7 protein-coding genes and 1 tRNA gene are annotated in these 10241 nt (G+C 45.9%); all 8 read left to right on the plus strand.

What is annotated here, in order from left to right:
• Positions 1-183 precede the first annotated feature (183 nt).
• The 8 genes from AAFP11_RS28320 to AAFP11_RS28355 all read left to right on the plus strand — a co-directional run bounded on the left by AAFP11_RS28320 (position 184) and on the right by AAFP11_RS28355 (position 10040).
• A complete protein-coding gene (locus tag AAFP11_RS28320) occupies positions 184-615 on the plus strand; it encodes a hypothetical protein (RefSeq protein WP_341740023.1) in 432 nt (143 codons plus the stop codon).
• A 13-nt stretch (positions 616-628) separates the two neighbouring features.
• Positions 629-964: a hypothetical protein gene (locus AAFP11_RS28325; RefSeq protein ID WP_341740024.1), complete on the plus strand. Its 336-nt coding sequence runs from the start codon at positions 629-631 to the stop codon at positions 962-964.
• Between the two features lie 78 nt (positions 965-1042).
• Entirely contained in the window at positions 1043-1489 is a 447-nt protein-coding gene (locus AAFP11_RS28330; protein ID WP_340550798.1) for an SRPBCC family protein, read from the plus strand.
• Positions 1490-1647: 158 nt separating this feature from the next.
• Positions 1648-3654 (plus strand): serine/threonine-protein kinase, encoded by a 2007-nt coding sequence (locus AAFP11_RS28335; protein WP_341740025.1) that lies wholly within the window; start codon positions 1648-1650, stop codon positions 3652-3654.
• 62 nt (positions 3655-3716) lie between these two features.
• Positions 3717-3790, plus strand: a tRNA-Val gene (locus AAFP11_RS28340).
• Positions 3791-3970: 180 nt separating this feature from the next.
• Entirely contained in the window at positions 3971-7306 is a 3336-nt protein-coding gene (gene dpdE, locus AAFP11_RS28345; RefSeq protein WP_341740026.1) for a protein DpdE, read from the plus strand.
• 99 nt (positions 7307-7405) lie between these two features.
• A complete protein-coding gene (locus tag AAFP11_RS28350; protein ID WP_341740027.1) occupies positions 7406-8149 on the plus strand; it encodes a Uma2 family endonuclease in 744 nt (247 codons plus the stop codon).
• A 103-nt stretch (positions 8150-8252) separates the two neighbouring features.
• The gene (locus AAFP11_RS28355) at positions 8253-10040 is read left to right on the plus strand and encodes a response regulator (protein WP_341740028.1); all 1788 of its coding nucleotides are present in this window, start codon (positions 8253-8255) and stop codon (positions 10038-10040) included.
• Positions 10041-10241: the final 201 nt, after the last annotated feature.

A 10241-nucleotide genomic window follows, 5' to 3' on the forward strand; every position in this document is an offset into this window, starting at 1 on the left:
GATAGGCAGAGCCTGGGAACGAGGAACGAGGATAGGCAGAGCCTGGGAACTAGGATAACGAGGATAGGCAGAGCCTGGGAACTAGGATAACGAGGATAGGCAGAGCCTGGGAACTAGGATAGGATAAACGAAGATAATTAACCCTCTTGCTGCTAAAATATCACCAATCAACAACAAAAAATCATGAAAAAGTCACATCTGTTTCTAGCCACCCTCACTTCCATCGTCATGGTTATCGGAATTAGTGGTAAGGCTTTACTACAGCCATTGCCTCCCCTGCCTCCTCAGCCTCAAAAGTCTGCACAGCCTAACCAAAAAGCTAGTCAGAAACCCTCATTGCCCACCGACAAAACTCCCTTACCAGATCCTGATACTTTGCTAGATATCGTATCGAATTTCGTAATCAAAAAATACCAAAGCACTTCCTGTGAAGAGTTAGCTAAGATGAAACCCCAGCCTAACAAGAGTTCCGCCACTGCTGGAACACCGGAATCAGTCCTCCAGACTAAGGCAGTGGAAATGTTGCGGAAGAATCCTGAGATGCGGAAGAAGTTTATTAATCGAGTCGCCGGACCGATGGCTAATAAGATGTTTGAATGTAAATTGATTCCCTAAAGAGGACAAATTTATGAAAAAATTTCATCTTTTGTTTCTAGGCTTTTTAACTTCTGTGGGAATGGTTGTCAGTTCCTGTGACAGTTTTGTATCTCAGGAAGCTTTGTTGGATATTGCTGTCAATTTTGCGATCGCCAAATACGAAAAAGCTTCCTGTGAAGAAGTGGCCCAAATGCAGCCTCAGTCTAAGTCCACACCAGATTCAACAACTGATGGGGGGAAACAAGCTGCTCTGCAAGCAAAAGCGATCGAACTCTTGCAGAACAATCCTGAACTCCGTCAGAAATTTATCGATCGCGTCGCCGGACCCATTGCAAATAAGATGTTTGAATGTAACTTAATTCCCTAGATTTATATTAAAATCTTAGTAGGGCATAGAGAAATGTTTGTAACGAACAGCTCTCTCAAATATAACATCTAAAATCCCATGACTAATTGGTTAGAACATAGCGTACAAGTAGAAGTAGCAATTCCCATCGAATTAGCGTGGAAACTGTGGTCAGACTTAGAGCAAATGCCTCGCTGGATGAAGTGGATAGAATCAGTTCGCATTCTCGAAGACAACCCGGAATTGTCGAGGTGGAAACTCGCCACTGGTGGCTTAGAATTTAGCTGGCTGTCTCGGATTTTAAAATTAGTCCCCAATCAGATTATGCAGTGGGAATCCGTAGACGGTTTGCCAAATCGAGGTGCGGTGCGGTTTTACGATCGCAAAAACAGCAGCATTGTCAAACTAACCGTAGCCTATGGCATTCCCGGATGGTTGGCGAAATTGATGGACAATTCCTTTGTGGGGCGGGTAGTTGAATCGACACTTCAGGCAGATTTAGAAAGGTTTAAAGAGTATGCCCTGAAAGTTAAAGCAACATCTTAAATTCTGATGACTAAAGTCCTCATTACAAACCAAGATTCCCTTGGTAGTAAGGACTTTAGTCCGTCTGAAAGTTAGTTTTTTAATGATCGCGCGAGGCTCCATGTCTCATAGGTTTTCGTATGATAGAGATATCCTGCTGATTCATTCCTCCATTGGTTATGAGTTACTGCCTCAATCCTGCTTGTCAAAATCCCCAAAATGCCGATCGCACCCAATTTTGTCTCAATTGTGGCAGCAAACTCTTGCTCAGAGAGCGTTACCGGGCCCTAAAACCCCTGGGGCGAGGCGGTTTTGGCCGCACTTTTTTAGCCATAGATGAAGACAAACCCTCCAAACCTCGCTGCGCCATCAAACAATTTTTCCCCTTAGCCCAAGGTACTAGCAGCGCCCAGAAAGCAGCAGAATTATTCAACCGAGAAGCTGTGCGCCTAGACGAATTGGGAAAACACCCACAAATTCCCGAATTACTGGCTCACTTTCAGCAGGAAAACTATCAATATTTGGTGCAAGAATTTATCGAAGGTCAGAATTTACAGCAAGAGTTGGCGCGACACGGGGCCTTTAGCGAAAATCAAATTCTCAGTTTGCTGAAGGATTTATTGCCAGTATTGGAGTTTGTCCACTCGCGCAGTGTCATTCACCGAGATATTAAACCACCAAATATTATCCGTCGCCGCCCGGTTCAACCTTCCATTATTTATACTTACCCAACCCTAACGGGGGAATTAGTTTTAGTTGATTTTGGTGCGGCCAAAGTTGTCCAGGGTTCGAGAGAAACTGGTACTGTCATCGGTTCTCCCGAATTTGTCGCGCCGGAACAAATTCGAGGTCAAGCGGTTTTTGCCAGCGATTTGTATAGTTTGGGAGTAACTTGCATTTATTTGATGACTCAAGTATCACCTTTTGATTTGTTCGATCTCAATCAAGATACTTGGGTTTGGCGAGACTTTGTGAAGGTGCCAATCGATCCGAATTTGGGTCGCATCCTGGACAAAATGATCGAACCGAGTCTGAGTCGGCGCTACAAATCTGTGGCGCAGGTACTCCCAGATTTGCTACCGCAGCCGTCGGCGGGGACGGGCACGGCGACACCACCCCAGTCAGCCCCCGCAATTCCCGTGCCGCAGAGGATGCCTGTGGTGCAAAATACACTGCCGCCAACGGTTCCAGACACTATTTTACCTGTGCCATCAATGCAGCGGGTTGTGCCGGCACAGGCCCCCACTTGGCGGTGTGTTCATACTCTGGTAGGCCACTCCAATGCTGTCACGTCGGTAGCTTTTAGTCCTGATGGTCAAACTTTGGCTAGTGGTAGCGAGGACAAGACGATTGAGATGTGGAAGTTGGATACCCTCAAGCGCTGGTATACTCTCACTGGCCATTCTGACTGGGTGACTGCTGTGGCTTTTAGTCCTGATGGGGCGACTTTGGCTAGCAGTGGCCGGGACAAAATGATTCACATTTGGGATTTGAATAAGGGTAAGTGGTGGTACGCTTTGGCTGGTCATTCTGACAGGGTTGCTGCTGTGGCGTTTAGCCCCAATGGTCAGGTTTTGGCTAGTGGGAGTCGGGACAAGAGTGTGTTGTTGTGGAATTTGAATAAGGGAAGGCGGATGTCGGCTTTGATTGGTCACGCTGATGGGGTGGAAGCGGTGGCTTTTAGTGCGGATGGGGAGTTTTTGGTTAGCGGGAGTCGGGACAAGACTTTGCGGTTGTGGGATTGGCAAACTGGTCGATCGATTTGTACTTTAGCAGAGCACGGGGATTGGGTGCGATCGACTGTTTTTGCTGGGAACTTCCCTCACCCCAACCACACCAGGGGAGGAGTAGGAGAGGGATTGATTTTGGTGAGTGGGAGTCGGGATGGTACGGCGAAGTTGTGGCGGGTGGATACCCAGGAGGGGCGTGGCAGCTTGTTGCGGAGTTTCAGGGATAATTCTGGGGATGTTTTGTGTGTGGCCTTGAGCCCGGATGGTCGGGTTTTGGCTAGTGGGAGTCGGGATGGCACGGTTTATTTGTGGGATGCCCAGGCGGGGGGTTTGTTGGAAATTTTGTCGGGCCACGGGGGGGAGGTTTTGTCTGTGGCGTTTAGTGCTGATGGGGATAGTTTGGCTAGTGGTGGGGGCGATCGCACTGTGAAAATTTGGCACCAAATTGGCGATTAGAAAAAACTTAATTTTTATGCTTGACATTCAAGGGATAGTTCTGCTACATTAGGAATTCGTGAGGACGCATAGCTCAGTTGGTTAGAGCACTACGTTGACATCGTAGGGGTCACTGGTTCGAGTCCAGTTGTGTCCATGAATTTGATTCCCATACCACATTAGCATTTCATTTATCCCTAGGATATCAATGTAGTGCTACTATGCGGTTTGTATCCGTTTTCTAAACTTAGCATCGTGGTTTTCTCTGAGTCCGCATCCGCGGACTTTGGTTGTTTAGAAGCGATGTTCATCGCCGAATTTGAAAGGGTTTTCAACTATGATTGATATTGGTTCCTTGGTCCGATCGCCTAAAAACGATTTGGGAGTCGGAAAAGTGGTCGAATTATCCCGCACCGAAGCCCTAATTGAATATTTTTGCTCAGTTAAAAACCGCCTTAGCAAAACAGTACCCCTAGGCTTGCTCCAAGAAGCCAGACTTCAGCGCCAAACTCGATGCTACCTCTGGAGCACCACCTTGGAGCGCTGGATCATTGGTCGGATTTATGACTGGGATGAAGATAGAATGCTCTACGACATCGACCTCCCTGATAGTCAAAGCATACAAGCTGTCGAAACAGATATTTATGTTCGCTGCAATATCCCGATCGCCGATCCGATCGACATTTTAGCTGTCAAAGGTCAAGAAACTCCCTATTTTCACGATCGCCGACTCGCCTTTGTTCAATCTACCATCACCCAGCGCGCCGTCAGCCGCGGTATGACAGGTTTAATTTCTGCCAACATAGACCTCTATCCTCACCAAGTTGAAGTCGTGAGGCGCGTCCTAGAAGACCCGATTGGACGCTATTTATTAGCCGACGAAGTAGGATTGGGAAAAACCGTAGAAGCTGGGACAATTCTCCGCCAATTTCTCCTAGATGAACCCAATGGCCGCGCTGTGGTGATGGTTCCCAAATACCTAACCCAGCAGTGGCGAGATGAGTTAGAAAATAAATTCTACTTGTCTCATTTTGCCGATCGAGTCCAGCTTGTTTCTCTTAGTGAAATTAATCAAGTTAGTCGCAATGCTAATCTAGATTTTCTGATAGTGGATGAAGCCCAGGAACTCGCGGCCATGGCTTATTCTGGCGATCGCACTCAGAAGCAGTCCTTTGAAATTTGCCAAACCCTCGCTCACAAAAGCAAAAATTTATTGTTATTATCTTCGACACCAGTTTTGGGACATGAGCAAGAGTTTCTCACAATGTTAAACTTGCTAGACCCCACAACTTACCGTCTTGATGATTTGGCAAATTTCAAAGAACAGGTGCAAAATCGTCAGGAAATCGGGCGCGCCTTGCTAGATTTTCGAGCAGAAACCAACCCAGGGGTTTTGCAAACAAAACTCGCTCAACTCCGCACTTTTTTTGCTCAAGATGATTATTTAATCGGATTAGCAAATGAATTAGAAAGTTGTTGGAAAACTGAAGCAACCACAGAATGCGATCGCCTTGTCAGAACTATTCGCACCCACGTTAGCGATACCTACCGTCTGTACCGCCGAATGCTTCGCAATCGCCGAGACGCAGTGGAAGATGTGATTTTCGATCGAGATACTCTCCCCAAAGTTGAGTACGATCTCAATGACGAACAGTGGTCGGAAATTCACAGTATCCTGGAAAAATGGCGGACTCTCGCTCCTCATAAGAGCACCTATCAAAAAATCTTTCTCCTGTTTTTCCGAACTTCCGGTACTTGGTTGAATGTTTTGGAACGGGTTGTGAAAGCTCGTTTACAAAAGAAATCGACGGCGGAACTCGATCGCGAATTTGGGCAAAAGTACATGGGGATTGTGACTCAAACCGCCATGTTTTCAGGAGAAAGCGCCCTCTTAGAATCTTTGCTCAATGCCCTAGAAAAGCCCCAGGAAGGAGTGGACAGACTGAGTTTGTTGAGAATCGTCATTATCCGATTTCTAGGCGTTGCGTTGAAGATTCCACCGGAGTATCACAGCAAACCTCGCGATTTGTTGTCCCGAATTCAACAGCAAATTAAAAGACCGCTTCCCGGTGATAAATTCCCCAAAATAGTCATTTTTACCAGTTTTAATGAAACTTGTAAAGCCATTGCCGAAAACTTAGCGAAGATTTTGGGTAAAAATGCGATCGCCACCTATGAGACTAGCAAATCAGCGGCCGATGTTGAAGCGAATTTGAAACGGTTTAAGACTGAGCCAAATTGCTTTATCCTAGTCTGCGATCGTTCGGCGGAAACAGGCATAAATCTGCAATTTGTGGATTGGTTAATTCACTTCGATTTACCGTGGCTTCCCAATCAGTTAGAACAAAGATTAAGTAGAGTCGATCGCATTGGTAGCAAAATGGGAGTGCAGTTTTGTTTGTTTGCAGGCCCAGATTTGCCAGAAAGTCCCCACGAAGCTTGGTTTCAAGTTTTAAAAGATGGGTTTGATATCTTCAACAAATCTATTGCTAGTCTTCAGTTTTATGTCAATGAAAAAATGCCAAAACTTGAAGAAAAATTGCTGACAGAAGGAGCAAAAGGCCTAGCTAGCGAAATTGAATTAATCCAAACTGAAATCGTCGCCGCCAAAGTCAAAATTGACGAACAACAGGTTTTGGATGAAATTGACCTGTTTGAGGAAAGTGCATCTGAGTATTTTGAAGCCCTCGATGATTGCGATGCTAAACATAAAGAAATGCAGCGGGCGACGGAAGGTTGGATCTGTCAAGCTCTGAATTTCAAACAGGTTGAACATCCGAGTATATCGGGGTTGGTGCGCTATCAACCTAGTCAAAAAACCTTGATTCCTTCCAATGATTTGAGAACCCGATTGATTCCCTATTGTCAGCAATATGGTAGTTACAATCGCCGCGTTGCTCACCAAAATTTGGATGTCGCTCTTTACCGGATTGGTGAGGGATTGATCGATGCTCTTGGCTCTTATATTCGTTGGGACGATCGGGGTCAAGCTTTTGCATTGTGGCGGCATGATGAAAGTTGGGATGCTGAGGAAGGTAAGGAGTGGTTTGGATTGCAATTTAATTATTCAATTCAGACTGATTTGCAGCCGGCTGAGCAAGTTTTGCAAGCCCAAAATATCGAAAATTACAATTTGAAAGCTTTGCAGAGACGCGCCGATGCTCTGTTTGTTCCGGTTTTTGAAACGGTGTTTGTAGATGCTCGAAATGAGTCGATGTTGCTGGTGGAAGATGGAGAACTTCTGAAGATTTTGCAGCGCGCTTATAAGGGGAAAGGCGGGCCGAATCGGGATTACAATTTGTCCAAAAATCGGACTGTGCTTCTTGACAATTTTGTCGATCCGTTGGAATGGGATGATTTTTGCCAACGGGGGCGGGTGGTTTCGGAGGAGTTGCTGCGCGGGCGAGGGGATTTTGTCGAAATGTGCGATCGATCGGCATTGAGTGCTGCAATTCAACTGGAAAGCCGGGTGAATCAATTGCAATTGCGTTTGAATCGGCTGTCTCAATCTGAACAACTTTTAGAGTCGGTTTTGGCTGATGAAATTAGCACAGAAAGTGTGTTAAGTCAAGCTGTTTTAGCGGGAATTCGTCAGCCGCGTCTGACTCTGGAATCTGTGGGATTTCTTGTGATTTCTGGGCGTGCTCCTGTGAAGTCGGAGGATGAAGGATAACTGGTTTGAGTAGAGTGCGATTAATGTTAAAATTTAAAACAGCGATCGCACTCCAACGCTAAAATAAATACAAAACCTCTTAACCCCAACCCACCAGCCATGACAGCAGTTCAAGAGCTAGCCCCTTCCCAAGATATACAACAAAATGTTATCTTTCCGACCGGGGACTTATATAGTGACGAACCTCCGATGGAAACCGAACTTCATCTGCGACAAATGATCCTGCTCCTCCAGTGCTTAGAATGGCTGTGGAAAGACAGAAACGACTTCTACGCTGCTGGTAATATGACCATCTACTACAGTCCCCGCCAGCTTAAATCTGAATTGTGCCGAGGCCCAGACTTTTTTGTAGTTTTGGACACAGAACGAAAAGCTCGTAAAAGTTGGGCTGTCTGGGAAGAAGATGGCAAATATCCTAATGTAATTGTCGAAATTTTGTCGCCAAATACAGCGTCAATTGATAAAGGGTTCAAGAAACTACTTTATCAAAATACGTTTCGCACCCATGATTATTTCTGGTTCAATCCGTATAATTTAGAACTTGCTGGGTTTCATTTGGTGGATGGCGAATATCAGCCGCTGGAACCTAATTCGCAAGGACTTTTGTTTAGTCAACAACTCGATTTATGCCTGGGAATATATGAGAAAAAATTGCGTTTGTTCACAACAGCAGGAGAACTTCTCCCTACCCCTGAAGAGGTAGCTCAAAGAGAGACTCAACGTGCTGAAGAAGAGACTCAACGTGCCGAACAAGAGACTCAACGTGCTGAACAAGAGACTCAACGTGCCGATCGCCTGGCCGCCAAACTGCGAGAATTAAATATTGACCCTGATACAATTTAGCAATTTTTGTTGATGGAGTAAGGAGTATGACTCAAATAAATCCCGATCGCACTAATGGAACAATTGCGATCGATGTTTGCGATAAATCAAACGGGCAGTATAGATGAAAATTCTGCTAGTAGAGGACGATCGATTGCTGAGTGCAACACTGGCAAAGGTGTTGGAAGCAAATCACTATGCGATCGATCGGGCAAATGACGGACAAGCTGCACTAGACTTGGCAACCATAGTTGAATATGACCTGATTTTGCTCGACCTGCACATTCCCAAACTAGATGGAATTAGTCTCTGTCGGAAATTGCGATCGCAAGGATACTGCAAACCGATCCTGTTAATGACAGCAAACGATTCAGATGCAGAGGTGGTGGCAGGGTTTGATGCTGGAGCCGATGATTACATCCGCAAGCCCTGTGCTGCCGATGTATTGCTGGCACGGATACGCACATTATTGCGGCGCTCTCAAGCACTTTCCCCGGAAAATTCTACTAACAACCCATCCGCTAATATATTGACTTGGGGAAATCTTTGTTTAGACCTCGATTCCGGTCGAGTCACGTTTGACAAACAAGTTATTTCACTGACAGCGAAAGAATACAATCTGCTGGAATTATTCCTGCGAAATCCCGATCGCATCTTCAGCCGCAGTGCCATTTTGGATCGCCTGTGGGGATTTGACGATGCACCAACCGATCGCGCTATTAACACTCACATTAAAGATATCCGCAAAAAACTCAAAGCAGGTGGGTTAACCGCAGAAATCTTCGACACAGTTTATGGCATGGGCTATCGACTTAAGCCGCGCCCGCAATCTGCGCCGTCTGATTCAAACAATTCTGACACTGACAGCACCGCCAAACATCAATCCCCTGTGGCAGATCAGTCAGCGCTCGACAAACTATTAAAGCGGTTTCGGGGAGTCTTCTACCAACAAATAGCCCTATTGGAACAGGCAAAAACGGCTCTATTGGCAGGAAATTTAGAAACAGAATTACAGCAAGCCGCCAAGAATGAAGCGCATAAATTAGCAGGTTCCCTGGCATCTTTCGGTTATCCTGAAGGCTCGAAATTGGGACGGTCGGCAGAGCATTTGCTGATGAAAGATCGCCCCTTTACGGCCCAAGAAATCGCTCGATTCTCGGAAGTGGTGACAGCGTTGCAGCAGGAATTAGCGAAACCACCAGTTACGTCAACGGCTGCATCACTGCCTACAATGTTATCGCATCTGGTGCTAGTGGTTGACGACGATCCAGCCTTGACAGAACACTTAAAAATAGAATCCGAAGCTTGGGGATTGCGAATTAAAATTGCTCCGAATCTGGCCACCGCCCGATCGCGCATTGCCTTGTCAATGCCAGATGTGATATTATTAGATTTAAGCTTTCCAGAGACAGAGGAAGATGGATTGACGCTGCTGCGAGAACTCACCGAGCGATCGCCTAATCTGCCTATAATTGTATTTACTGGACGAGACACTCTTGCCGATCGATTAGCAGTATCGCGGTTAGGTGCTAAGCAATTTCTGCATAAACCCGCCACCACAAAGCAAATTTTTCAAGCAATATCCCGCGTCTTACCCAAAACTCAAACATTACAAGCCAAAGTGTTAATTGTTGACGATGACGAGGCGGTGTTAGCTCACTTATCCGCATTGCTAACACCTTGGGGGTTGGAGGTAATAACTTTAACCGAGCCCCAGCGATTTTGGGAGGTGCTGCTGAAAACTTCGCCCAATTTAATCATACTGGATCTGTCGATGCCACAGGTAAACGGGCTAGAGTTGTGTCAGGTGGTGCGACAGGATGTTCAGTGGGGAGATTTGCCGATTTTAGTTGTCACTGCTCACACCGATGCAGAGTCGCTTCAGCAAGCCTTTACTGCTTCGATCGCGTGATGGTTTATCGGCTCGATCGAGATGGATCGGGAGAAGTTATTGCTGAGAATAAACGCTCTGATTTAACTTCCTATTTAGGGTTTGCTGAATAATCGATCGCAAACTGAGAGCAGGAGCGATCGATATATTCAAGCTCGGTTAAATATAAGTTTTTCTGTATCAATTCCACCCAGTTATAATTGTAAATTATCTTCACCCCAA

This window comes from Microcoleus sp. CAWBG640 (genome assembly GCF_020883015.1).
Taxonomy (GTDB): domain Bacteria; phylum Cyanobacteriota; class Cyanobacteriia; order Cyanobacteriales; family Microcoleaceae; genus Microcoleus; species Microcoleus anatoxicus.

Bases quoted from the DNA above. Each gene is read 5' to 3' on its own strand.
- AAFP11_RS28325 (WP_341740024.1), top strand. From the start codon at position 629: ATGAAAAAATTTCATCTTTTGTTTCTAGGCTTTTTAACTTCTGTGGGA.
- AAFP11_RS28350 (WP_341740027.1), top strand. From the start codon at position 7,406: ATGACAGCAGTTCAAGAGCTAGCCCCTTCCCAAGATATACAACAAAAT.
- AAFP11_RS28330 (WP_340550798.1), top strand. From the start codon at position 1,043: ATGACTAATTGGTTAGAACATAGCGTACAAGTAGAAGTAGCAATTCCC.
- AAFP11_RS28335 (WP_341740025.1), top strand. From the start codon at position 1,648: ATGAGTTACTGCCTCAATCCTGCTTGTCAAAATCCCCAAAATGCCGAT.
- AAFP11_RS28320 (WP_341740023.1), top strand. From the start codon at position 184: ATGAAAAAGTCACATCTGTTTCTAGCCACCCTCACTTCCATCGTCATG.
- dpdE (WP_341740026.1), top strand. From the start codon at position 3,971: ATGATTGATATTGGTTCCTTGGTCCGATCGCCTAAAAACGATTTGGGA.
- AAFP11_RS28355 (WP_341740028.1), top strand. From the start codon at position 8,253: ATGAAAATTCTGCTAGTAGAGGACGATCGATTGCTGAGTGCAACACTG.